Origin of the sequence: Pseudoduganella albidiflava (assembly GCF_004322755.1) — a bacterium.
Taxonomy (GTDB): Bacteria; Pseudomonadota; Gammaproteobacteria; order Burkholderiales; family Burkholderiaceae_D; genus Rugamonas; species Rugamonas albidiflava.
Window position 1 is genome coordinate 275,564 of the sequence record NZ_CP036401.1, and the last position, 25,040, is coordinate 300,603.

The following is a 25,040-nucleotide window of genomic DNA, read 5'->3' on the forward strand; positions in this document are numbered from 1 at the left end:
GCGGGATCGGGGCTCTTCCCGGATAAAGGCTAGTTCACGAAGCGCAGCAAGCCCTGCAGCGCGTGCACCACGGTCTGCTCGCGCACGGCGCGGCGGTCGCCGGAAAACACCAGCCGCTCGGTATGCACCGTGTCGCCATTGGCCCAGCCGAAACAGACGGTACCGACCGGCTTGCCCGGCACCGCGCCGGTGGGGCCGGCGATGCCCGTGGTGGACACGGCCAGGTGGGCATTGCTGTTGGCCAGCGCGCCCTGCGCCATGGCGGCCGCGACTTCCTCGCTGACGCTGCCGAACTGCGCGATCAGCGCGGCCGGCACTTCCAGCAACTCCGTCTTCGACGCATTCGAATAGCAGACGAAACCGCAATCGAACCAGCCGGTCGAGCCGGCGATCTCGGTGATCGCCTGCGACACGCCGCCCCCGGTGCACGATTCGGCAGTAACCAGAAGCAATTCCTTGTCCTGCAAGGCACGGCCCACCTGGGCGGCCAGTTCGTTGATGTCCGTACTCACTTGTAGCTCCTTCGGCAAAGAATGTCCGGGTCCATTCTAGCGCGCGGTATCGATTGCCGGCCACGCGCGCGGGAAAAAATTGTCGGGTCCGTGTTTGCGGCATGGGGCGCCAGCCAAAGTTGCGGCGCGGCCGGGAACTGGACGATAGAATAGGGCCAATCAATCACACGGGCGCGGCAACGTGGAACCTGGAATGCTCACCCGGAGGCAATGGCTGGCCGCCGCGCTGGTCGCGGGCATACCTGCGGCCATGCCCGCGGCGCGGGCCGATGGCGAACTGGAACGCCAGGTCAAGGCCGCCTTCCTGTACCGGTTCGGCGGTTTCGTCGAATGGCCGGCGCAGGCGTTCGTGCGTGCCGACAGCCCGCTCGTGATCGGCCTGCATGGCGCGGACGAGCTGGCCGCGCCGCTGGAACGCACGGTGAGCGGCCGCACCATCAACGGCCGCGCGCTGCAGGTGGTGAAATTAAAGAAGGACGGCGCGATGGGCGGCGAGCGCGCGCCGCACATCGCGTTTGTCGGCGCGCGGGACCGGGCTGCGGCGCAGGGCATGCTCGACGGCTGCCGCGACCTGCCGATCCTCACGGTATCGGACAGCGACCAGGTACATGGCATGGGCAGCGTCATCAATTTCCTCGTGGCCGGCGAACGGGTGCGCTTCGAAGTGTCGCTGAAGGCCGCCGCCGCGGCCCGGCTGCGCATCAGCGCGCGGCTGCTGGCGGCGGCCTATCGCGTGCAGCATGGTGAGGAAGAGCGCGGGCAGGAGCGCATGCAGGTGCACATGCAGCCGGGAGTGGCATCATGATCGCGCTGCGCTCGCTGCGCACCAAGCTGCTCGGCGTGATCGCGCTGGTGATGCTGCCGACCGTGCTGGTCTCGATCGGCACCATCGTCGCCTACGACCTGCACGTCTATGAGCAGACGATCACCGACGACATGACCACCCAGGCCGAGCTGATCGGCCACATGAGCGCGCCCGCGCTGTCGTTCGACGACGAGCGGCTGGCGCATGAAAACCTGGCGCTGCTGCGGCTGCGCCCGCAGGTCGAAGCGGGCGCCATCTACGACGCGGGCGGCCGGCTGGTGGCGCGCTACGCGGCGCAGGGCGAGCAGGGCACCGTGCCGGCGGCGCCGGGGCCGGAAGGCTTCCGCATCGAGGATGGCAAGCTGTACCTGTTCAAGCCCATCGCCGACAACGGCGAACTGCTGGGCACCGTGTACCTGCGCGCCGACTATGAAGTGCTGGCGCGCTTCCTCGACTATATCGTGATCGGCATCGTCGCCGGCCTGCTGGCGCTGATCTGCGCGTGGCTGGTGACCCGGCGGCTCAACGACGTGATCACCCGGCCGATCCTGTCGATCGCCGACGTGGCGCGCGACGTGATCGCCACCGGCGACGTGTCGCGCCGCGCCGAGCGGCTGGGCGAGGATGAAGTGGCCGAGCTGGCCGGTTCGTTCAACCAGATGCTGGCCGATATCGAGGGCCGCAAGCGCGAGCTGGAAACCTCGAACCGGGAAATCGCCCGCGAATCGGAGCGCCGGCGCGAGGCGCAGCAGGAAGTCATGCGGCTGAACCAGGAGCTGGAGCAGCGCGTGCACGAACGCACGCTGCAGCTGGAAATGGCCAACCGCGAACTGGCCATGGCGATGGAGGAAGCCAAGAGCGCGAACCAGGCCAAGTCGGCGTTCCTGTCGTCGATGAGCCATGAACTGCGCACGCCGCTGAACGCGATCCTGGGCTTCGCGCAGATCCTCACGTCCGACAAGCTGCCCTCGACACTGGCGCAAAAGAAGGAATTCGCCCAGCACATCCTGAAGTCCGGCCGGCACCTGCTCACGCTGATCAACGAAATCCTCGACCTGGCCAAGATCGAATCGGGGGCGGTGGCGCTGTCGATGGAGCCGGTGGCGCTGCCTGAAATGCTGCGCGAATGCGAGGCGATGATGGCGCCGCTGGCCACCGAGCGCGGCATCCGCCTGCTGTTCCCGGAACGCTGCACCACCAATGTGACGGCCGACCGCACGCGGCTCAAGCAGGTGCTGCTGAACCTGCTCTCGAACGCCATCAAGTACAACCGCGAAGGCGGCGCGGTGGTGATCGACTGCGCCGCCTCCGGGCCCGGGCTGCTGCGCGTGTCGGTGCAGGACACCGGCATGGGCCTGCGGCCGGAGCAGGTGCGCATGCTGTTCCAGCCGTTCAACCGGCTGGGCCAGGAAGCCGGCGTGGAAGAGGGCAGCGGCATCGGCCTGGTCGTCACCAAGCGCCTCGTCGAGCTGATGGGCGGCACGATCGGCGTCACCAGCAGCCCCGGCGTGGGCAGCATGTTCTGGGTCGAGCTGAAGACCACCGAGCCGGTGCCGGTGCCGGCGACCCCCGTCGCGGCCGCGCCGCCGCCCGGCATGGCCGCGCCGGCGCGCGACAGCGTCACCCTGCTGTACGTGGAAGACAACCCGGCCAACCTGAAGCTGGTACAGGAAATCATCCGCTTCCGGCCCGAGCTGCGCCTGCTGTCGGCGCCGGATGGCCAGCTGGGCCTGGAACTGGCGCGAGCCCACCTGCCGGACATGATCCTGCTCGACATCAACCTGCCGGGCATGGACGGCTTCGAAGTGCTGCGCCTGTTGCGTTCCGACCCGCGCACCGCCGGCATTCCGGCCATCGCCCTGACGGCCAACGCGATGCCGCGCGACGTGGAACGGGGAATTGCGGCAGGATTCTTCCGTTACCTGATCAAGCCGATCAATATCGACGAGTTCACGGAAGCGATCAATAGCACGCTGAGCACGCTCGGTACGCCTGCCGCGCTCGACCGGACCGGCACCGCGGGCGACGGCGGCAACGACCGTGGCAACGACCACGCTACCGGCGAGCGGCAGGCCCAGCTGCTCAGGGAAAAGAAGGAGGAGTCATGATCAGCCGGGCCGATATCCAGAACGCGAGCATCCTGATCGTCGACGACCAGCCCGTCAACGTGCAGCTGCTGGAATACCTGCTGCAGTCGACGGGCTACACGCACGTCAGTTCCACCACCGATCCGCGCGTGGTGGCGGGGTGGCACGAGCAATACAACTACGACATCATCATCCTCGACCTGCAGATGCCCGGCATGGACGGCTTCGCCGTGATGGCCGCCTTGCGTCCGCTCGAGCCGGACGGCTACCTGCCCGTGCTGGTGGTGACCGCCGAGCCGGACAAGAAGCAGGCCGCGCTGGACGCCGGCGCGCGCGACTTCGTCAGCAAGCCGTTCGACCCGGTCGAAGTGCTGACGCGGATCCGCAACCTGATCGAAGTGCGGCTGATGCAGCGCGAAGCCAGGTTCCACAACATCGTCCTGGAACGCACGGTACGCGAGCGCACCGCCGACCTGCAGCGCTTCCGCACCGCCATGGATGCGACGGCCGACGCGATCTTCCTGATCGAACCGCAATCGATGCGCTTCGTCGACGTCAACGACGGCGCCGCCCGCATGCTGGGCTATACGCGCCAGCAACTGATGGCGCAGGATCCGGCGCGGATCGGCCTGGGCAGCCAGGAGTCGCTGCGCGAGCACGCCGACGCCGCGCCCGGTGCCGACGCCGATGCGCGCGCGCCGGTGCTGCTGGAAACCGAGCTGCTGCGCCATGACCATGCCACGGTGCCGGTGGAAATCTATTGGCAGGTACAGCAGGGCGGGCTGGCGCAGCATGACGGTACGCAGGGCCCCGCGCAGTCTTCCGCGCAGTCTGCCGATCTTCAGCGCACGCTGATCTGCGTGGCGCGCGACATTTCCGAGCGGCGCGTGGCCGAGGAGCGCCTGCAGCACGCGGCCCACTACGACAGCCTGACCGGCCTGCCCAACCGCAAGCTGTTCTACCGTACGCTGGGCGATGCGATCGACCTGGCGCGCGACAAGGAATGGCGCATCGTCGTCCTGTTCATCGGCCTGGACCGCTTCAAGAACATCAACGATTCGCTGGGCGCGGCGATGGGCGACGAGCTGCTGCGCGAGTTCGCCGGCCGGCTGGTGCAATCGGCGCGCATCCGCGACACCGTGGGCCGGCTGGGCGGCGACGAATTCGGCCTGATCCTGACGATGCAGCGCGACCAGCAGGACGCGGTGCTGGTGGCGAACGAGGTGCGCGAGGCGCTCCGCTCGCCGTTCCAGCTGGGCGGGCACCAGGCCACGATGACGGCCTCGATCGGCATCGCCGTGTATCCGGACGACGCGGCCGATCCGGAAACGCTGGTGAAGTATGCCAACACGGCGATGAGCCAGGCGAAGGAGGCGGGCAGCGATGCCTACCGCTTCTTCACGGCGGGCATGAACGTGCAGGTGCTGGCGCGGCTCGACCTGGAAATGGCGCTGCGCCGCGCGCTCGACCAGGACGAACTGGAACTGCATTACCAGCCGAAGGTGAACCTGCTGACGGGCCGGGTGTCCGGCGCGGAGGCGCTGCTGCGCTGGAACCGGCCCGGGCACGGCACCGTGTACCCGGCCGAATTCGTCGGCGTGCTGGAAGATACCGGCCTGATCGTCCGGACCGGCAACTGGATCATCGACGCGGCCTGCCGGCAGATCGCCGAGTGGATGGCCTCGCCGGTGGGGCCGGTGAACGTGGCGGTCAACGTGGCGTCGCGCCAGTTCATCGAAGGCGACCTGGAACAGGAGGTGAAGGAAGCGCTGCAGCGCCACGGCGTGCCGCCCGACCTGCTGGAACTGGAACTGACGGAAACGGCGCTGATGTCGAACGCCGAGCGCACGATCGACGTGCTGACCAAGCTGCGCCTGCTCGGCGTGAAGGTGGCGATCGACGATTTCGGCACCGGCTATTCCTCGCTGGCCTACCTGCAGCGCTTCCCGATCGACAAGCTGAAGATCGACATCGCCTTCGTGCGCAATATCGTCACCAACCCGAACGACGCGGCGATCGCTCTGGCCATCATCAGCATGGCCCACAGCCTGAAGTTGCGGGTGGTGGCGGAAGGCGTGGAAACGCGGCCGCAGCTGGAGTTCCTGCGCCGTAACCGCTGCGACGAGGTGCAGGGTTTCTTCTTCAGCCGCGGCCTGAACGTGCTGTCGTTCGGCCAGCTGGTGGTGGGCGGCAAGTCGCTGCCGCCGGATCCGAACCTGGCCACCGAGCCGCCGCAAACGCTGCTGATCGTCGATGACGACGTCAACGTGCTGTCGTCGCTGCACCGGCTGTTCCGGCGCGACGGCTACCGGATCCTGACGGCTTCCTCGCCCACCGAGGGCTTCGACCTGCTGGCGCTGCACCCGGTGCAGGTGATCGTGTGCGACCAGCGCATGCCGGTAATGAGCGGTACCGAATTCCTCAGCAAGGTGAAGGACATGTACCCGGACACGATCCGCATCATCCTGTCCGGCTACACGGGGCTCGAAGCGATGCTCGATTCGATCAACAGGGGGGCGATCTACCGCTTCTACACCAAGCCCTGGGACGACGTGCAACTGCGCGACAACATCCGCCTGGCTTTCCACCATTACTGGCTGATGCACGGCAGCGGCAAGCAGGCCGGCCAGCCCGGGGACCACACGGCGCTACCGGGCCGCTGACGGGGCGGCGCAACTTTCCGGCGCTAATTGCCGACGCTGTTTGCCGACGCTGTTTGCCGACGCTGTTTGCCGGCGCTGTTTGCCGACGCAACCGACGCTACTTGCCGGTGCCGAAGTGATCGAAGCCGGCCAGCCGCAGTTCGAGCGGCGCGCCCTGGCCATCCGTCAGTTGCAGGCCGGGCGAGGCGTCGATGCGGCCTACGCGCGTGACCGGCGTGCCGCACGCCGCGCCGGCGGCCAGGATGGCGGCCCGCTGCGCCGGCGCGGCAGTGAAGCACAGCTCGTAGTCGTCGCCCCCGGCTGCCGTGCAGGCGCGGCGCAGCGTGACGTCCTGGGCGGCTGGGGACATGGCCAGGGCGGGGCCGGCGGGCAGCGCATCGATATCGATCGTGGCGCCGACGCCGGAGCGCTCCAGGATGTGGCCGAGGTCGCCCACCAGGCCGTCGGAAATGTCGATCGCGGCGCGTGCCAGGCCGCGCTCGGCCAGCAGGCGGCCCAGCGCCACGCGCGGGGTGGGCAGATGCAGGCGCGTCCCGGCCAGTTGCTGCGCCTCCGGCGCGAGCGCCACTTCGCCGCGCAGGCCGGCCAGGGCCAGGCGCGCATCGCCCAGCGTGCCGGACACCCAGATATCGTCGCCGGGCTGGGCCGCGTCGCGGCGCAGCGCCTGGCCTTGCGCCACTTCGCCGAACACGGTGATGCAGATATTGAGCGGGCCCTTGGTGGTGTCGCCACCGATCAGTTCGCAGTCGTGCGCATCGGCCAGCGCGAACAGCCCGGCGGAAAAGCCGGCCAGCCAGTCGCGGTCGGCGGCGGGCAGGGCCAGCGCCAGCGTGAAGCCGGCCGGCTGCGCGCCCATCGCCGCCAGGTCGGACAGGTTCACGGCCAGGCTTTTATGGCCGAGGCGGTACGGATCCTCGCCGGCGAAGAAATGGCGGCCTTCCACCAGCATGTCGGAAGAGATCGCGAACGACCGGCCGGGCGCGAGGCCCAGCAGCGCGCAATCGTCGCCGATGCCCAGCTGGGCCTTGGCGGCGCGCGCGGGGCGCACGAAATACTGTTTGATCAGGTCGAATTCGGAGAGCATGCCGCCATTGTAACGGCATGCAATGTCCTGGAAGCGGCTGCCGGCGACGGACGTCCGGCACAGGCATCCGGCACAGGCATCCGAGTTAACGACGGCGCATCGCCCGCGCCATGATGCGCCGCGGCCGGCCGCGCGCATAGATCCATGCGCCGCCGGCCGTGAGGGCGGTGGCCGACAAGGCCAGCTCCCATTCGGACTTTTGCGGCGTGAAGAACAGCGCGACCGTGGAGACCGGAAACACCACGCCCGCCACGCGGGAACACGTACGCCAGAGCAGGGCACGCATGCCGAGGCCTTTCCAGGGATTGAGATGCGCGTAGTCTAGAAGGCAATTTGCCTGGTGTAAAGTTTTTTGTTAAATCTTTGTTAATTTCAAGCCGCTAGCCGCCGCTGGTCGCCGCGAGGCGCCTGGGCCCGTGCTCGATGTCATGGATATTTACTGAACGTACTACCGGTAAACCCGAAGCTGGCGGGCCTGCCCTGCGCGGGCATTCCGATAGGAACAGGGCGTTTTGCCCATACGTACCATATAAAATTCGGTCTTGACAGAACCGTTGGTAAAAATACCTACTTTGGCCGGGAATGCGGTCTGCTAGAATCAAAGGATTTCAGACAGCACAGGAAGGCAGCAGCAATGGATTCGTCATCTGACAAGAAAGAGGAATTGCGGCAACAACTGCGTCTGGCGGCGCTCGAGTACCACGAGTTTCCGCGGCCGGGCAAGATCAGTGTGACCCCGACCAAGACATTGACGAACCAGCGCGACCTGGCCCTGGCGTATTCGCCGGGCGTGGCCGCGCCCTGCGAGGAAATCGTCGTCGATCCGGCGGCCGCCTACAAGTACACTGCGCGCGGCAACCTGGTGGCCGTGATCTCGAACGGCACCGCCGTGCTGGGCCTGGGCAATATCGGCGCGCTGGCGTCCAAGCCGGTCATGGAAGGCAAGGGCGTGCTGTTCAAGAAGTTCGCCGGCATCGACGTGTTCGATATCGAAATCAACGAACAGGATCCGGACAAGCTGATCGACATCATCGCCGCACTGGAACCCACATTCGGCGGCGTGAACCTGGAAGACATCAAGGCGCCAGAGTGCTTCTACATCGAGCGCGAACTGCGCAAGCGGATGAAGATCCCCGTCTTCCACGATGACCAGCACGGCACCGCGATCATCGTCGGCGCGGCGATCCTGAACGGCATCAGCCTGGTCGGCAAGAACATCAAGGAATGCAAGCTGGTGGTGTCCGGCGCCGGCGCGGCCGCGCTGGCCTGCCTGGACCTGATCGTCGACCTGGGCTTCCCGATCGAGAACATCTTCGTGACCGACCTGGCCGGCGTGGTCTACCAGGGCCGCACCGAACTGATGGACCCGGACAAGGAACGCTTCGCCCGCGACACCACGGCGCGCACGCTCGGTGAAGTGATCGGCGATGCCGACATCTTCCTGGGGCTGTCCGCCGGTGGCGTGCTCAAGCAGGACATGGTCAAGCGCATGGCGGCACGCCCGATCATCCTGGCACTGGCCAACCCGAACCCGGAAATCCTGCCGGAAGACGTGAAAGCCGTGCGCGACGACGCCGTCATCTGCACCGGCCGTTCGGATTACCCGAACCAGGTCAATAACGTGCTGTGCTTCCCGTACATCTTCCGCGGCGCGCTCGATTGCGGCGCCAGCACGATCACGCGTGAAATGGAAATCGCCGTGGTGCACGCGATCGCCGACCTGGCGCACGCCGAGCAGTCGGACGTGGTGGCCACCACGTATGGCTTCACCAACCTGTCGTTCGGCCCCGAGTACCTGATCCCGATGCCGTTCGATCCGCGCCTGCTGATCAAGATCGCGCCGGCGGTGGCCAAGGCCGCCGAGGAGTCCGGCGTTGCCACGCGTCCGATCAAGGACCTGGAAGCCTACGCCGACAGCCTGCAGCAATTCGTCTACCGCAGCGGCACGTTCATGAAGCCGCTGTTCGCGCAGGCCAAGATCACCAGCCCGGACACCAAGCGCATCGTCTACGCCGAGGGCGAGGAAGAGCGCGTGCTGCGTGCCGTGCAGGTGGTGGTCGACGAGCGCCTGGCGCGCCCGATCCTGGTCGGCCGCCCGGCCGTGCTGGAATCGCGCATCCAGAAATTCGGCCTGCGCCTGAAGCAGGGCGTGGACTTCGACGTGATCAATCCCGATTACGACGACCGTTACCGCGATTACTGGACGTCGTATTACAACCTCGCCAAGCGCAAGGGCGTGACGGAGGAATACGCCAAGCTGGAAATGCGCCGCCGCCACAGCCTGATCGGCGCGATGATGATCAAGAAGGGCGATGCCGACGGCATGATCTGCGGCACCTTCGGCACCACCCAGCTGCACCTGCACTACATCGACCAGGTGCTGGGCAAGCGCCCGGGCGCCAACGTGTACGCGGCGATGAACGTGCTGGTGCTGCCGGAGCGGCAGCTCGTGATGGTCGACACGCACGTCAACGAAAACCCGACCGCCGAGCAGCTGGCCGAGATCACCATCATGGCCGCCGAAGAGATGCGCCGCTTCGGCCTGCACCCATCGGCCGCGCTGCTGTCGCACTCGAACTTCGGCTCGTCCAACAACGAGTCCGCGCAAAAGATGCGCGCCGCGCTGGCGCTGATCAAGGAACGCGCGCCGGACCTGGAAGTCGATGGCGAAATGCACGGCGACACGGCGCTCGACTCGAAGCTGCGCAAGAAGCTGATGCCGGATTCCACCCTGCAGCGCGACGCGAACCTGCTGGTGGCGCCGAACATCGAGTCCGCCAACATCGCCTACAACCTGGTCAAGACGGCGGCCGGCAACGGCATCGCGATCGGCCCGATCCTGCTGGGCTGCGCCGCGCCGGTGCACATCCTGACCCCTTCGGCCACTGTGCGCCGCATCGTCAACATGACAGCGCTGTGCGTGGTCGACGTGGTCGCCCAGCGCAACAACTGATTACCGGGTCGACTCCCCGCAAAGCCGCCGCAAGGCGGCTTTTTTTTCGCCTCCGCTGTTGCCAGGATTCGGGGACTGTCCCCGGTTTTGAGAAAGACATTTTTACAACAGCATGTGTTTTGACATTGGCTGGGTGCTGGCGCTACATTGTCGGCACCATGAGCGACCTCATCCTTGCTATCGTCCACCACCTGATCGTGTTCGGTATCGCCGCCGTCCTGGCGGCGGAGCTGGCATTGCTGCGGCCCGCGGCGATGTCGCCGCACACCGTGAAACTGCTGGGGCGCTTCGATACGGTCTACGGTGCGCTGGCGCTGGCGATCCTGGTGGCCGGCTTCGGCCGGGTCTTCCATGGCCCGAAAGGCGCGGCGTTCTATGTCGACAATCCGGTCTTCTGGGTGAAAGTGGGTGCGTTCGCCGTGGTCGGCATCCTGTCGATCAAGCCGACCGTGCGCATCCTGGCCTGGCAGAAATCGCTGAAGGCCGATGCGGCATTCACGCCGCCGGCCGATGACCTGGGTGCTGTGCGCCGGCGCAAGCTGGCCGAGATCCATGTGTTCGCGCTGATCCCGATTGCGGCCGCGATGATGGCGCGCGGGATCGGTTACTGAGCCATCCGCAGGCGGGACGTTTCATCCGTCTCGCGCCATCGCTGGCCGGTCATTCCTTCCAATCTGCACTCCCACCCAAGCACTGTTTTTTTTGCAAGAATGACCTGCCGGGTCATCGGCAATGTCATCTTCATTACTTTCATCCTGGAGGAAACAATGCGAAAAGACTGGATGTGTGCCGCCGTGCTGGCGGCGGGTGCTGCCTGCGCCCATGCTCAGGAGACCACCTGGCAGTTTGCGTACCAGGGATTCATCGATACCGCGACCGGCGAGTTCCTGCCGGAAGAGCGCCTGACCGGCTCGTTCTCCGGCGCGGACGGCAATCACGACGGCGTCATCTCCGCTGACGAACTGACGATGTTGTCGGCCTATAACCAGACCTATATCGCTCCCGCCGGAGGCGGCTGCGTGGCTGACCCCAGCCCCTATCTTAGCTGCGGAGTCGTCCGATTTACCTACGCCTTGAACGGGAACCTGGATTTTGCCGTCGGCTACTCCGGCACCGACGAATTCGAAAGCGGGTGGTATGGCGGGGTGAACACCGGGGTCAGCTTTGGCAGTGGCCGCTACGGTCCGTTCACCTCGTGGGAAGAGCGCTTCGCGTGGACCGCGGAAACCACCTTCACGATCAGTCCGCCGCCACCAGTGCCCGAACCCTCGGCCATGCTGCTGTTGCCAGCCGGGCTCGCGGTCGTCGCACTGGCCAGCCGGCGCCGGCGAAATGTTTCGCTGTAACAAGATGTAATTGATGTAATCCGCCTGTGCCCGCGGGCGGGTCATTGTCATGCCTCTGTTACAATATCGGGCTTCTTTCAACCTTCTCGACATTCGATCATTATGCAAAACATGAAACGCGCCCTGGTCACGGGCATTTCCGGTCAGGACGGCGCATACCTCGCGCAACTGCTGCTCGAGAAGGGGTATGAAGTCACCGGCACGTTCCGCCGCACCAGCTCCGTCAACTTCTGGCGCATCGAAGAGCTGGGTATCCAGAACCACCCGAACCTGAAGCTGGTCGAGCACGACCTGACCGACCTGTCGTCGTCGATCCGCCTGCTGCAGAACGGCCGCTTCCATGAAATCTACAACCTGGCGGCGCAAAGCTTCGTCGGTGTGTCGTTCGAACAGCCGGTCACGACGGCCGAGATCACGGGTATCGGCGCCGTCAACCTGCTCGAGGCGATCCGCATCGTCGATCCGAAGATCCGCTTCTACCAGGCATCCACCTCGGAAATGTTCGGCAAGGTACAGGCCATTCCGCAGAAGGAAGACACGCCGTTCTATCCGCGCAGCCCGTATGGCGTGGCCAAGCTGTATGCACACTGGATGACCGTGAACTACCGCGAGTCGTACGGCATCTTCGGCTCCTCCGGCATCCTGTTCAACCACGAATCGCCGCTGCGCGGGCGCGAATTCGTCACCCGCAAGATCACCGACTCGGTCGCCAAGATCAAGCTGGGCAAGCTCGACGTACTGGAACTGGGCAATATGGATGCCAAGCGCGACTGGGGCTTCGCCAAGGAATACGTGGAAGGCATGTGGCGCATCCTGCAGGCCGACCAGCCGGATACCTATGTGCTGGCCACCAACCGCACCGAGACCGTGCGCGATTTCGTGACGATGGCCTTCAAGGCCGTCGACATCGCGATCGAATGGCAGGGCAGCGCGGAAAACGAAACGGGACATGACGCGCAGACCGGCAAGGTGCTGGTGCGCGTGAGCCCGAAATTCTACCGCCCGGCCGAAGTGGACCTGCTGATCGGCGATGCCAGCAAGGCAAGGGCCGAACTGGGCTGGGAACCGAAGACCACGCTGGAACAGCTGTGCCAGATGATGGTCGAGGCCGACCTGCGCCGCAACACCGCCGGCTTCTCGTTCTGACATGGCTGCGGCACTGCAGTTGCTGTCCCCCACGCGCGAGGGTGCCGGCAAGCGCGCACTGGTGACCGGCATCGCCGGCTTCACCGGGCGCTACGTGGCACAGGAACTGCGCGCCGCCGGATATGAAGTGTTCGGCCTGGCCAGCCCGGGCAGCGAACACGGGCCGGAAACGGTGGCCGTCGACCTGGCCGACCGTGCCGCGCTGGCTGCCGCCGTGCATTCGCTGCAGCCGGACGTGGTGGTGCACCTGGCCGCCATCGCCTTCGTCGCGCACAGCGATGTCGAGCAGATCTACCGCGTCAACGTGATGGGCACGCGCAACCTGCTCGAAGCGCTGGCGAGCGCGCCGAAGAAGCCGACGGCCGTGCTGCTGGCATCGTCCGCCAACATCTACGGCAACGCCGACGCCGGCGTGATCGGCGAGGAGACGCCGGCCGCTCCCGCCAACGACTACGCCGTCAGCAAGCTGGCCATGGAATACATGGCGCGCCTGTGGATGGACCGGCTGCCGCTGATCTTCGTGCGGCCCTTCAACTACACCGGCGTGGGCCAGGCCGAGAACTTCCTGCTGCCGAAGATCGTCGCGCATTTCCGCCGCCGCGAGGCGCGCATCGAGCTGGGCAACCTGCACGTCTGGCGCGATTTTTCCGACGTGCGCGTGGTGGCCGCCAGCTACCGCCACCTGCTCGCCGCCGGGCCGGCCGCCATCGGCAAGACCTTCAACATCTGCTCCGGCAAGGCTTATTCGCTGGGCGAGGCGCTCGACATGATGGGCGCCATCGCCGGCTACCGGATCGATGTGCACGTCAACCCGGCCTTCGTGCGCGCCAATGAAGTGGTGCGCCTGACCGGCGACAACACGCGCCTGCAGGCCGTGGTCGGCGCGATCGATCCACCGCCGCTGGAGCACACCTTGCGCTGGATGTACGAGGCGTGACACTGAAAGTCGGCCTTTCCGCCACCACCACCGAACCTGCCCTGACCGGCGGCCACCTCGACGGAATCGGCATCTACAGCCGCGCACTGCTGCGCGAGCTGCCGCGTGCCGGCGTGGCCGTCGACGCCCGCTCGTTCGGCCCGGCGGCGCGGCTGTCGGTCGGCCGCCCGATGCCGCGCCCATTCCCGCTGGCGACCCTGCGCGACCTGGTTTTGCCCGGCTCATTGCCCGGCTCATTCGCGCGCGATCACCTCGACGTCGACCTGTTCCACGCGACCGATTACCGCATCGTGCGGATCGACCGGCCGATCGTCGCCACGCTGCACGACGCGCTGCCGATCTCGCACCCCGAATGGTGCAACCCCCGCCTGCGCGGCGTGAAGAACTGGCTGCAGGCGAAGGCCGCGCGCAAGGCCGATCACGTGATCGCCCACACCCGCTACACGATCGCCGAACTGGTGCAGTGCTTCGGGGTCGACGAGCGCCGCATCAGCGTGGTGCCGTGCGGTGTCGACGAGGAATGGCTCGATGCGCCCGACCCGGCCCTGGTCGCCGCCACGCTGGCGGAGCATGGCCTGCGCCCCGGGTATTTCCTCACCGTCGGCACGCTGCAGCCGCGCAAGAACATCGGTGCGCTGCTGCAGGCCTATCTCGGCCTGCCGGCCAGCGTGCGCTCGCTGCGCCAGCTGGTGATCGTGGGCGCGGCGGGGGCGCGCAGCAACGAGCTGGTCGACCAGATCAAGGCCGCGCAGCAGCGCGGCGAAAACGTGGTGTGGCTCAGCCGCCTGACCAGCAGCGAGGCACTGCGCCATGTGTACGCGGGGGCGGGCGTCTTCGTGTTCCCGTCGCTGTATGAAGGCTTCGGCATCCCGGTGGTGGAGGCGTTCGCCTCCGGCGTGCCGGTGGTGGCATCGAACGCCACGTCGGTGCCGGAAGTGACGGGCGGCGCGGCGATCGATGTCGATCCGCTGTCGGTCGGCGCGATCGGCGCGGCGATGCTGGAACTGGCGCGCGACGAAGCCTTGCGGCGGCGCTGCATCGCCGCCGGCAGGGCGCGCGCGGTGCAGCTGACATGGCGCGAAACGGCGCGCAAGACGGCCGCCGTGTATGAATCGGTGCTGAAGGGCTGACGATGCGCGTTCTGCATTTCTACAAGACGTATTACCCCGATTCGTGGGGCGGCGTGGAACAGGCGATCCGCCAGATGTGCGTGGGCACGGCGCGCCTGGGCATCACCAATGACGTGCTGACGCTGACGCGCAACGGCGGCCCGGCGCGCATGGAGATCGACGGCCACGTGGTGCACCGCGTGCCGCAGGATATCGAGATCGCCTCGAACGCGATGTCGTTTGCCGCCATCCGCAGGCTGGCGGAACTGGCGCGCACGGCCGACGTGGTGCACTACCACTTCCCGTGGCCGTTCGGCGACCTGGCGCACTTCCTCGCGCGGGTGAAGAAACCGTCGGTGGTCACCTACCATTCCGACATCGTGCGGCAGAAAACCCTGCTGAAGCTATATTCGCCGCTGATGCACCGCTTCCTGGCCAATGTGGACGGCATCGTCGCCACCTCGCCGAACTATTTTGCCTCGTCCGACGTGCTGCGCCGCTATGGCGACAAGGTGCGGGCGATCCCGTTCGGCCTGGACCGCGACACCTATCCGCGGCCGACGCCCGAAAGGCTGGCGCACTGGCGCGCCGAAGTGGGCGAACGCTTCTTCCTGTTCGTCGGCGTGCTGCGCTACTACAAGGGCCTGCACATCCTGCTCGACGCGCTGGCGCGCTGCGAATACCCGGTGGTGATCGTCGGCGCCGGGCCGATCGAGAACGAGTTGAAGGAACACGCGCGGCGCCTCGGCCTGAAGCACGTGCGTTTCCTCGGCGCCGTCGACGAACAGGACAAGGTGGCGCTGCTGACGCTGTGCTATGCGCTGGCATTCCCCTCGCACCTGCGTTCCGAGGCATTCGGCATTTCGCTGCTGGAAGGGGCGATGTTCGGCAAGCCGATGATCTCCAGCGAGATCGGCACGGGCACCAGCTACATCAATATCGATGGCGAGACGGGCCTGGTGGTACCGCCCAGCGACCCGGCCGCGTTCGGCAACGCGATGCGCACGCTGTGGGAAGATCCGGCGCTGGCGCAGGCAATGGGGCAGCGTGCCGGCGAGCGCTATGCCGCGCTGTTTACGTCGGAAAAAATGGCCGCCAATTATGCCGAGCTGTATTGTGATGTTGCAAAAAAATCTACATAGCGTCGAGTCGTTTGACTTGGATCAATGCAGCGAGCTGATGCGTCGCTAATATGGATACCGGACTCCCTGCCACTGTCACGGTCTGCAAATTCCCGAACGTGCAGCGCAACAACGGGGCGATGGTGGGAGTTCACCAGTTTCTGTCGCGGCATCGCGGCTACCGCTTGGAACAGCACCGCTTGAGGTGAAGACCGGTGTCCGATACTAGTGCTGCTTAGGCAAGCCACCCCAAGTGCAGATTCCGGGGTCAGACCCGGCGGGTCTGACCCCAGCCCTTCGCTGTTGGGGTGAATGCATGCGCTTTCAATGTGTCAGGCAATGCTTACTTAACGGCATTAATTTGGACACCGGTTCTCCGCTGCGCTCAACGTTTCAATACCAGCCCCACGCCCGGCCACACGCCACGTCCTCCACGAACATCAAGCGGCGGCCCCAAGTGGCGTCTCCGCCCACTTCTCCTTGATCGCCAAAATCGCCGGCAACTGTTCCACGAACAGGTCCACCAGGCGCGGGTCGAAGTGCGCGCCGCGCTGCTTGAGCAGGAATTCCACCGCGTCCTGCACCAGCCAGGCCTTCTTGTACGGGCGCTCCGACGTCAGCGCATCGAACACGTCGGCGATCGCGCAGATGCGGCCCTCGAGCGGGATCGCCTCGCCGGCCAGCCCCCCAGGGTAACCGCTGCCATCCCATTTCTCGTGGTGCGACAGGGCGATATTGCGCGCCAGTTTCAGCATGCCGTGCGGGTGGTCGCCGATGATGTCGGCGCCGATCGTGGCGTGCGATTTCATGATGGCCCATTCGTCCGGATCGAGCGGGCCGGGCTTTTGCAGGATGCGGTCGGGAATGCCGATCTTGCCCACGTCGTGCATCGGCGCGGCGTGCAGCAGGTCGTCGGCCTGCGCCTCGCTCATGCCCGCCGCGATGCCCAGCAGGCGCGCATAGTGGCTCATGCGGATCACGTGCATGCCGGTCTCGTTGTCCTTGTACTCGGACGCCAGGCCGAGGCGCTGCACGATCTGCAGGCGGCTGTCCTTCAGTTCATCCATCCGCACCAGCGACAGGTGCGTGCGCACCCGTGCCCGCACGATCGGAGCGCTGACCGGCTTGGTGATGTAATCCACCGCGCCCATGTCAAAGCCGCGTACCTCGTCGTCCTGGTCGGACAGCGCGGTCACGAAGATGACCGGGATCGCCGCGGTCGCCGGGTCGGCCTTCAGCGTGCGGCACGCTTCGTGGCCGGTCATGCCGGGCATCATCACATCGAGCAGGATCAGGTCGGGATGCTCCTGGCGCGCCAGTTCGAGCGCGCGGGCGCCGTCCTTCGCGAACAGGAGCCGGTAATGGTCCTGCAGGATCTGGCGCAGCAGTTGCAGGTTGCTTGCCTCGTCGTCCACGGCAAGGATCAGTGGCAGTCTGGCATTCTGTTTCATGGGGTGGTTTCCATATCGGTGCCAAGAACCGTTTCCAGCATCGTCGCCAGCCTGGTCTCGGCCAAGGTAAAGTCGAAGTCGTCGATCGCCATCTGCAGCGGCGCCAGCATGGCGGGCGGCACGTGGCCGTGCATCGCCTGCGACAGGCTGGCCAGTGCGGCATCGTCGAGCGCGCCGCGCGCCAGCGAGCGTTGCAGCGCTTCCGCCGCCGCGCGCACCGCGGCGGCATCGAACGGCGCCGCCACGCCGGTAGGTGCGGCGACGCAGGACGGCGCTTCGGGATCGGGGCAGGCCTGCGTGCGCACGGCTTCCAGCGCCTGCCCGAGTTCTTCCGCATAACGCGCCAGCAGCGGCGGCATGCTCGTCGCCAGTTCATCGCGGCCCGCCGCGGCGGCCTTCTCGATCCCGGCCAGCGTGGCCGCCAGCTGTTCCAGACCCAGGTTGGCGGCCACGCCGCGTACCCGGTGCGCCTGGGCCTGCAGGCCCGCGCTGTCGCCGGTTTCTTGCAGCGCCGCCAGCTGGCGCGCGCTGAGCGCATGGTCCAGGTCGAAGCGGCACAGCGCCAGCTGGTGTTGCCCGGCGTTGCCGCCCCAGCGCTGCGCGCCGGCGGCGCGGTTCAGGACCTGCGCGGCACTGGCTTTCTGCAGCGGTTCCACGGCGCATACCGGCTGCAGGCCCAGCACGCGGGCGATCTCGTGCGACAGCGCATACCAGTCCACCGGCTTGGACGCGAAACCATCCATGCCCGCCGCGGTGCTGGCCTTGCGGTGCGCTTCCAGCACGCTGGCCGTCATCGCCACCACCGGCACGCGCGGGCGGCCGTTGCGGGCCGCCTCTTCGCGGATCATCCGCGTGGCGGCCAGGCCATCCACCTTCGGCATCTGCACGTCCATCAGGATCACGTCGAAATCCTGCCGCGCCGCCAGCTCGGCCGCGTGGCCGCCATCGTGGGCGGGGGTCAGCGTGTGGCCGCGCTTGCCCATCAGCAGCGCCAGCAGTTCGAGGTTCTGGGCCACGTCGTCGGCGGCCAGCACGCGCAGCGGCGGCAGCTCGTAGGCCACGCGCTGGCGGTGGCGCGGCGCGAGCGCCTGTTGCGGCGCCAGCGCCGGCACCAGCGGCAGGACCACATGGAACGTGGTGCCTTCGCCGGGCGTGCTTTCGGCCCAGATGCGTCCGCCCATCAGCTCGACCAGCTGCTTGCTGATGGTGGTGCCCAGGCCGGTACCGCCGAAACGGCGCGTCATCGAGGCATCGGCCTGCGTGAAGGGATCGAAGATCGCGGCCAGGCGGTCCGGCGCGATGCCGATGCCGGTATCCTTCACGGCGATGCGCAGCTTGTCGCCTTCCTGCGCCGCGGACAGCGTCACGCCGCCGGCGGCGGTGAACTTGATCGCGTTGTCCAGCAGGTTGGTCAGCACCTGGCGCATGCGCAGCTCATCGCCGTGCAGCCAGGGCGAGAGCTCCGGCGCGAAGGCGATGTTCAGCGCCAGCCCCTTGGCACGGGCCGTCGTGTTATAGGTCGACGACAGTTCGTCGATCAGCGCCAGCAGGTTGAAGTCGGCCAGTTCCAGTTCCACCGCGCCTTTTTCCAGCTTGGCGGTATCGAGGATCTCGTTCAACAGGCGCAGCAGCGCGCGGCCGGCATTGCGCACCGTGTCCAGGTGGCCGCGCTGTTCCGGCTTCAGCTCGGTATCGAGCAGCACGTCGGTAAAGCCCAGGATCGAATTCATCGGCGTGCGGATCTCATGGCTCATGTTGGCCACGAAGGTGGCGCGGGCCGCCGCGGCCTGCTCGGCCTTTTCCTTGGCCTGCCGCAGGTCTTCTTCCATCTGGCGCCGTTCGGTGGTGTCGAGCACCACGCCATCGAGCCAGCATGGCGTGCCGTCGTCGTTGCGCACCAGCGCACCGTGCGCCCATACCCAGCGCCAGCTGCCGTCCGCGTGCCGGATACGGTGTTCGACCGTGAACGGCAGCCCGTTCGATGCGCACAGGTTGAAGATGCCCAGCACGCGCGCCTTGTCGGCTGGCGAAATCAGTTCGGCGAAGGTGCGGGTCTTGTCCGGCCCGATGAAATCCGACACCGGGTAGCCGCTGACCCATTCCACGCCGTCGCTGATGAATTCCAGCGGGTAGCCCGCTTCCACCCGGCAGCGGAACGAGATACCCGGGATGTTGCCGATCAGGGAACGGAACTGCCGTTCGCTGTCGCGCAGCGCCTGCATGATGGCGCGCCGCTCGCTGATATCGGTAACGAACAGCACATACAGGTTCCGGTTGATCAGCTTCGCATGGCCCAGCGCCTTGCGGATCGGCACTTCGGAGCCATCCTTGCGGCGGGCCATCACTTCCTCGCCGGTACGCTCGGGGCGCATGTCGCCGCTGCGGATACGGTGCAGCAGGCCGTCCCGTTCGGACGCTTCCGGATCCGCCATCAGCATGCTGGCGGACTGTCCCACGATCTCGTCGCGGCGCCAGCCGAAGATGCGCTCGGCCGATGCATTGAATTCGCGGATGATGCCCTGCTGGTCAATGGTCACGACGCCATCGACGGTCGTCGTCAGCAGCGCGTGCATCGAGCTTTCGCTCTGCAGCAGGCTCAGATACATCTGGCGGTAGCGCAGCAGGCCCTGCACGGCCATCACCGCCAGCGTGAACAGCACCGTGATCACGCTGACGGAGAGGGCCATCTCGTCGGTGTCGTCCGGCAGCGCGACGGCGGGCGGCGTACCGATGAAGCGCGCCGCCGCCATGCCGGTGTAGTGCATGCCGGCGATCGCGCAGCCCATCACGACGGCGCTGATGCCCAGCCGCTGGCGCGACGACAGTTGCCGGGCGCGCACGCGCAAGCCGAAGCGCACGCCCAGCGCGACCGTTGCCAGCACCACCGCGACCACGATCGACAGGGCGAACATCCACGGGTCGTAGCGCAGCGTCAGCGCCGTTTGCATGGCCGCCATGCCGCTGTAGTGCATGGCGCCGATACCTGCGCCCACCAGCACGCCGCCCAGCAGCAGCGTGCCGCGCGTGAGGCGGTCGCGCCGGGTGATCGACAGGGCCACCGCCGACGCGGCCATGCCCGGCAGCAGCGACAGACCGGTCAGCAGCGGCTCGTACCGGGTACCGGTGCAGACGTCGAACGCCAGCATGCCGATGAAGTGCATGGCCCAGATGCCGGCGCCGAGCGCCAGGCTGCCGGACAGCAGGGCGGCGGTGCGCAGGCCCTTGGTCTGCGTGGCGCCCTGGTGGCCGGCAATGTACAGGCCCATCCAGGAAGCGAAGATCGCGATCAGGACCGACAGCGCGACCAGCCGTGCGTCGTAGATGCCGTATTGCAGCAGCGACGGGTCGGCCGACGGCGAGAACAGAGTGATCAGCGCGGATAGATTCATGGTGGCAGGCAAACTGGAAGTTTCCGTACAGTAGCACAATTTCCCCTTGGAAATTAAGGACTTGCGCGGGTCAGATGCGGTTCCAGCGCGCCGCGCCGGGGAGTGATGTTGCGTGGTGGCGACAGCGTTGCCTTGCTTTTATCGCGACCCGTGTTTTATTGTTACCGGTTCGCTTGCAAATAAGTAATGACCAGCCGGCGCATTCCGGAAGCCGCAGGGTTCGGTCCCAGCCGTCGATGGGTACCAGGCCAGACGGCAAACCGGGTGGCAAGCATGACGAAAGTGGTCAGGCCAATGAGTGAAAATGCGGGGATTTTTGCTTGCTTAACGTCTTGTTAGGTTGTACGATGACATACAACTAAGGCCCCGCGCCTGGTGCTGCTGATCTCGCTGGAGACCGAGAGAGATCAAACGATAACCTACACAAGTGATCCCTATGAAGCTGAACGAGCCCGTAAGCCAGCAAGGCGCTGGCCAGCGCGCCGCCGCACCCGCCGGTAAATACCGTTGGACGATCTGCGCGCTGCTGTTCTTTGCCACCACCGTCAACTATCTTGACCGCCAGGTACTCTCCCTGCTGGCGCCGCAGCTCTCGAAGGAATTCAACTGGTCCAACTCGGACTACGCCAATATCACCGCCGCTTTCCAGTTCGTCTACGCGCTGTCGATGGTGTTCGCCGGCCCGATCGTGGACAAGCTCGGCACCAAGAAAGCCTACCTGTGGGCGATCGCCATCTGGTCCGGCGGCGCCATCCTGCATGCCTACTCGGTACCGATGGGCAATGCGGTCGGCACCGCGATGGGTGCGCTGGGCATGGTGGCCGCACCGGCTTCCATCGTCGGCTTCATCATCTCGCGCGCCGTGCTGGCGGTCGGCGAGGCCGGCAACTTCCCGGCCGCGATCAAGGCCACCGCTGAATTCTTCCCGAAAAAGGAACGGGCCTTCGCGACCGGCATCTTCAACTCCGGCGCCAACGTGGGTGCGATCCTGGCGCCGCTGACGGTGCCGCCGATCGCCATCTACTGGGGCTGGCAGGCGGCGTTCATCGCCATCGGCGCCATCGGATTCGTCTGGATGATCTTCTGGCACCTGATGTTCGACTCGCCGGAGAAGAAACTGTCGGCCGACGAACTGGCCTATGTGCGCAGCGATTCCGGTACCGGCGCCACCGCGGCGGCACCAGTCGGTGCCAAGAAGGTGCCCTGGACCAAGCTGCTGACGTATCGCCAGACCTGGGCGTTCGCCGGCGGCAAGTTCCTGACCGACGGCATCTGGTGGTTCTTCCTGTTCTGGCTGCCGAAATACCTGGCCGCCGAATACCAGATGGGTCCTGGCGACATCGTGGTCCCGCTGGCCGTGCTGTACAGCATGACGATGTTCGGCAGTATCGGCGGCGGTTATTTCCCCGCCTACTTCATGAACCGCGGCTATTCGCCGTATGACGGCCGCATGAAGGCGATGCTGGTGATCGCGCTGTTCCCGCTGGTGGTACTGGCCGCGCAGCCGCTGGGCTCGATCAGCTTCTGGGTTCCCGTCATCCTGATCGGCATCGGCGCCTCGGCGCACCAGGCCTGGTCGGCCAACCTGTTCACCACCGTGTCCGACATGTTCCCGCAGCGTACCGTGGCTTCCGTGGTGGGCATCGGCGGCATGGCCGGCGGCCTGGGCGGCGTGGCCGTGTCCAAGCTGGGCGGCTGGCTGTTCGACTACTACGGCGCGCAGGGCAGCCTGTCCACCGGCTACATGATCATGTTCACGCTGTGCGCGGTGGCTTACCTGCTGGCCTGGTTCCTGATGAAGGCGCTGGTGCCGCACCACAAGGAAATCACCGACCTGTAACAAGGGACCCATGATCCGTCCATCCATCACGATGGCCGCACTGGCGCTGGCATGGGCCGGCGCCGCGGCAGGCGAAGGCCGACCCGCCACGCCCTCCGGTGTCCAGGTGCGGCCCTTCGGTACGCTGGCCACCGGCCAGGCCATCGAACAGGTCACGCTGACCAACGGGCGCGGCATGACGCTGTCGACCATCGACTACGGTGCCACGATCACCGGCGCCACGGTGGCCGACCGCACCGGCCGCCGCGCCAACGTGATCCTCGACCAGCCCGACCTCGCCACCTACGAGCGCTCGAAAACCAAGCATGCGGCCGTCATCGGCCGCTATGCCGGCCGCATCGCCAATGCCCGCTATACGCTCGATGGCAAGACCGTCGAACTGATCCCGAACGCCCGCGGCATGACCATCCACGGCGGCCCCGACGGCTACGAGAAGCGGGTCTGGAAACGGCGCGATTTCGCCGACCAGGACTCGCTCGGTTCCGTCTACACGCTGGTCAGCCCGGACGGCGACCAGCGCTTCCCCGGCACGCTGACGATCGACGTCACTTACCGGCTGCAGCGGGCGAGCGACGAATTCTCGATCGAGTACGCGGCGCGCACCGACAAGCCTACCGTCCTCAACCTCACCAACCACGGCTATTTCAACCTGGCCGGCGCCGGCAGCGGCGGCTTGCAGACGCACCGTTTCTGCATCGCCGCGCAGCGCTACGCGGTGACGGACGACCAGCGGCTGCCGAGCGGCGAACTGGCGCCGGTGGCCGGCACCCCGCTGGACCTGCGGCGGCCCACCGACATCACACCCTTGCTGGCGCAGCCCGCCGGCACGCTGGCACCGCCGCGCGGCTTCGATCACAGCTATGTGTTCGACCATCCGGCCGGCACGCTGGCGCGGGTCGCCGTGATCGACGAGACGGCCAGCGGGCGGCGCCTGGAAATCCTCACCACCGAGCCCTCCGCCCAGTTCTATACGGGCAATGGCTTCAACGGCACGGAGCGGGGCAGCAGCGGCCGTCCCTACCGCCAGCATGACGGTTTCGCCTTCGAGACCCAGCACCTGCCCGACAGCCCGAACCATCCGTCGTTCCCGAGCACGGCGCTGTACCCGGGGCAGGAATTCAAGTCGGTGACGACGTTCCGCTTCTCGGCAGTCGCGGCGGGCGCCGCGCCCGGCGCCTGCATGCCGGCCAGCAGCCAATGATGTGCCGGCATCGGCCACGATTTCCGGATGATGCATCCGGAAATCGTGGCCGATGCCGCCTTTCCGCCGACCGGGAGTACTGCCGTGCGCTGGAACGCGTTATCATGCGAACGAAGTTAAACGTTTTACAAGCGCATTTCCGCCGATTGCTTTCCTGCCGGGCGCCGGGTTAAGATCGCCGGCACCCCTGGCGACCCCATCATGAAAAAACCCATCCCGACCATTCGCGACGTGGCTGCCGCCGCCGGCGTTTCAACCGCCACCATTTCCAAGTTCATCAACGGCACGCAGCGCTTTTCGCCGCCGGTGGAAGCCCGTATCGCCGACGTGATCGGCCAGCTGGGCTACCGCTCCAACCCGCTGGCGCAATCGATGATCACGGGGAAGACGAAAACCGTCGGGCTGTCCGTGCTGGACGTCAGCAACCCCCACTTCACCAGCATCGTCAAGGGCGCCAACCGGGTGGCGCAGGCGCACGGCTATACGGTGCTGCTGGTGGATACGGAGGAGAACCCGGACCGCGAGCGGCCATTGCTGGAAGCGCTGTCGCGCCGCGTCGACGGCCTGATCATCTTTTCGCGCATGCCCGATGCCGAGCTGGAATGGCTGGCCGGCCTCGACAAGCCGCTGGTGTTCTTCGGCCGCCTGCCGCGCCTCACGCTGCCCACGGTGGCCAGCGACGACCACCGCGGCGCCTACATGATGACGCGCCACCTCGTCACGCTGGGGCACAAGCGCTTCGCCTACATGGGCTTTTCCCGCTCGCGCCGCGACGAGGAGCGCATGGGCGGCGTGAAGGAATGCCTGGCCGCGCACGGGCTGGAACTGGCGGTCTACGATGCCGCCACGCCCTCCGCGCACGAAGGCGAGCGGCTGTGCCCGGAAATGATGCTGGGCGCCGAGCACCCGGATGCGCTGGTGTGCTACAACGACCTGATGGCACTCGGCTTCATGAAGGCGGCGCAGACGCTGGGCTTCCGCATCCCGGCCGATATCTCCGTGGCCGGTGTCGACAATATCGTCTACGGCAACTACACCTCGCCACCACTGACCACGGTGGACCTGCACAGCGAGCGGATGGGCGTGGCGGCCATGGAAAAGCTGCTCGACACGATCGCCGGCCGGCCAACCGAGCCGTTCACGCTGATCGAACCGCAACTGATCCTGCGCGGCTCCACCACCAGCAGAAATTAAGCACCGCACTGCCACGAGCAACATTTCCCGAAAAACGGTGACAGTCACCATTTTTATTGCAACGATTCCCGAAAACCGGTGACAGGCTCCGATTCTTTTGAAAGATTTCCTGGCTGCCGGAATGGCTGGCCTTTGGACCGTCCGGTGAACTTGCAATGCGCGGACGAAGAACCGTTTACGATGGCATTTTCCTGACCAGAAC

General features: G+C 66.3%; 18 protein-coding genes. 13 read left to right on the forward strand and 5 right to left on the reverse strand.

Going from position 1 to position 25,040, the window contains the following annotated elements; genetic code table 11:
• Positions 1-29: 29 nt before the first annotated feature.
• A complete protein-coding gene (locus EYF70_RS01175) occupies positions 30-512 on the reverse strand; it encodes a CinA family protein (RefSeq protein ID WP_131143762.1) in 483 nt (160 codons plus the stop codon).
• Between the two features lie 193 nt (positions 513-705).
• On the opposite strand from EYF70_RS01175, the gene EYF70_RS01180 reads away from it, so the two are divergent.
• The 3 genes from EYF70_RS01180 to EYF70_RS01190 are packed head-to-tail and all read left to right on the forward strand — an operon-like array spanning position 706 to position 6,067.
• Positions 706-1,317 carry a TOL_0243 family YfiR-like periplasmic protein gene (locus tag EYF70_RS01180; RefSeq protein WP_131143763.1) on the forward strand — a complete coding sequence of 204 codons (612 nt, stop codon included), beginning with the start codon at positions 706-708 and terminating at the stop codon, positions 1,315-1,317.
• Positions 1,314-3,425, forward strand: a complete 2,112-nt coding sequence (locus EYF70_RS01185; protein ID WP_131143764.1) for a sensor histidine kinase, YfiR-like protein-associated — start codon at positions 1,314-1,316, stop codon at positions 3,423-3,425. The genes EYF70_RS01180 and EYF70_RS01185 overlap by 4 nt, the downstream gene beginning before the upstream one ends.
• Positions 3,422-6,067, forward strand: coding sequence for an EAL domain-containing protein (locus EYF70_RS01190; RefSeq protein ID WP_131143765.1), 2,646 nt, complete (start codon positions 3,422-3,424; stop codon positions 6,065-6,067). Before EYF70_RS01185 ends, EYF70_RS01190 begins: the two co-directional genes overlap by 4 nt.
• 97 nt (positions 6,068-6,164) lie before the next feature.
• Here the strand turns inward: EYF70_RS01190 and thiL are convergent, their stop codons facing one another.
• Together thiL and EYF70_RS01200 are read right to left on the reverse strand one after the other, a co-directional pair.
• Positions 6,165-7,151 (reverse strand): thiamine-phosphate kinase, encoded by a 987-nt coding sequence (gene thiL, locus EYF70_RS01195; protein WP_131143766.1) that lies wholly within the window; start codon positions 7,149-7,151, stop codon positions 6,165-6,167.
• Positions 7,152-7,236: 85 nt separating this feature from the next.
• Complete coding sequence (locus EYF70_RS01200) at positions 7,237-7,437, reverse strand: hypothetical protein (protein ID WP_131143767.1); 201 nt, start codon at positions 7,435-7,437, stop codon at positions 7,237-7,239.
• A 348-nt stretch (positions 7,438-7,785) separates the two neighbouring features.
• On the opposite strand from EYF70_RS01200, the gene EYF70_RS01205 reads away from it, so the two are divergent.
• From EYF70_RS01205 to EYF70_RS01235, 7 genes are all read left to right on the forward strand, one after another.
• Positions 7,786-10,104, forward strand: a complete 2,319-nt coding sequence (locus EYF70_RS01205) for an NADP-dependent malic enzyme (RefSeq protein ID WP_131143768.1) — start codon at positions 7,786-7,788, stop codon at positions 10,102-10,104.
• A gap of 158 nt (positions 10,105-10,262) precedes the next feature.
• Positions 10,263-10,715, forward strand: a complete 453-nt coding sequence (locus EYF70_RS01210) for a DUF2214 family protein (protein WP_131143769.1) — start codon at positions 10,263-10,265, stop codon at positions 10,713-10,715.
• 99 nt (positions 10,716-10,814) lie between these two features.
• Positions 10,815-11,450 (forward strand): PEP-CTERM sorting domain-containing protein, encoded by a 636-nt coding sequence (locus EYF70_RS01215; RefSeq protein ID WP_131143770.1) that lies wholly within the window; start codon positions 10,815-10,817, stop codon positions 11,448-11,450.
• A 102-nt stretch (positions 11,451-11,552) separates the two neighbouring features.
• Positions 11,553-12,596 (forward strand): GDP-mannose 4,6-dehydratase, encoded by a 1,044-nt coding sequence (gene gmd, locus EYF70_RS01220; protein WP_131143771.1) that lies wholly within the window; start codon positions 11,553-11,555, stop codon positions 12,594-12,596.
• A 1-nt stretch (position 12,597) separates the two neighbouring features.
• Positions 12,598-13,533: an NAD-dependent epimerase/dehydratase family protein gene (locus EYF70_RS01225; protein ID WP_131143772.1), complete on the forward strand. Its 936-nt coding sequence runs from the start codon at positions 12,598-12,600 to the stop codon at positions 13,531-13,533.
• Positions 13,530-14,663 (forward strand): glycosyltransferase family 4 protein, encoded by a 1,134-nt coding sequence (locus EYF70_RS01230; protein ID WP_229420650.1) that lies wholly within the window; start codon positions 13,530-13,532, stop codon positions 14,661-14,663. The genes EYF70_RS01225 and EYF70_RS01230 overlap by 4 nt, the downstream gene beginning before the upstream one ends.
• Before the next feature lie 2 nt (positions 14,664-14,665).
• The gene (locus tag EYF70_RS01235) at positions 14,666-15,784 is read left to right on the forward strand and encodes a glycosyltransferase family 4 protein (RefSeq protein WP_131143774.1); all 1,119 of its coding nucleotides are present in this window, start codon (positions 14,666-14,668) and stop codon (positions 15,782-15,784) included.
• Between the two features lie 419 nt (positions 15,785-16,203).
• On the opposite strand, the gene EYF70_RS01240 is transcribed toward EYF70_RS01235, so the two are convergent.
• Together EYF70_RS01240 and EYF70_RS01245 are read right to left on the reverse strand one after the other, a co-directional pair.
• Positions 16,204-17,214, reverse strand: a complete 1,011-nt coding sequence (locus tag EYF70_RS01240) for a response regulator (protein WP_131143775.1) — start codon at positions 17,212-17,214, stop codon at positions 16,204-16,206.
• Positions 17,211-20,603, reverse strand: coding sequence for an MHYT domain-containing protein (locus EYF70_RS01245; RefSeq protein ID WP_131143776.1), 3,393 nt, complete (start codon positions 20,601-20,603; stop codon positions 17,211-17,213). The genes EYF70_RS01240 and EYF70_RS01245 overlap by 4 nt, the downstream gene beginning before the upstream one ends.
• A 436-nt stretch (positions 20,604-21,039) precedes the next feature.
• On the opposite strand from EYF70_RS01245, the gene EYF70_RS01250 reads away from it, so the two are divergent.
• The 3 genes from EYF70_RS01250 (at position 21,040) to EYF70_RS01260 (ending at position 24,838) form a co-directional block, all read left to right on the forward strand.
• Positions 21,040-22,443, forward strand: a complete 1,404-nt coding sequence (locus EYF70_RS01250) for an MFS transporter (RefSeq protein ID WP_131143777.1) — start codon at positions 21,040-21,042, stop codon at positions 22,441-22,443.
• A 10-nt stretch (positions 22,444-22,453) separates the two neighbouring features.
• Positions 22,454-23,644, forward strand: a complete 1,191-nt coding sequence (locus EYF70_RS01255; protein ID WP_131143778.1) for an aldose epimerase family protein — start codon at positions 22,454-22,456, stop codon at positions 23,642-23,644.
• A gap of 201 nt (positions 23,645-23,845) precedes the next feature.
• Positions 23,846-24,838, forward strand: a complete 993-nt coding sequence (locus EYF70_RS01260; protein ID WP_131143779.1) for a LacI family DNA-binding transcriptional regulator — start codon at positions 23,846-23,848, stop codon at positions 24,836-24,838.
• Positions 24,839-25,040: the final 202 nt, after the last annotated feature.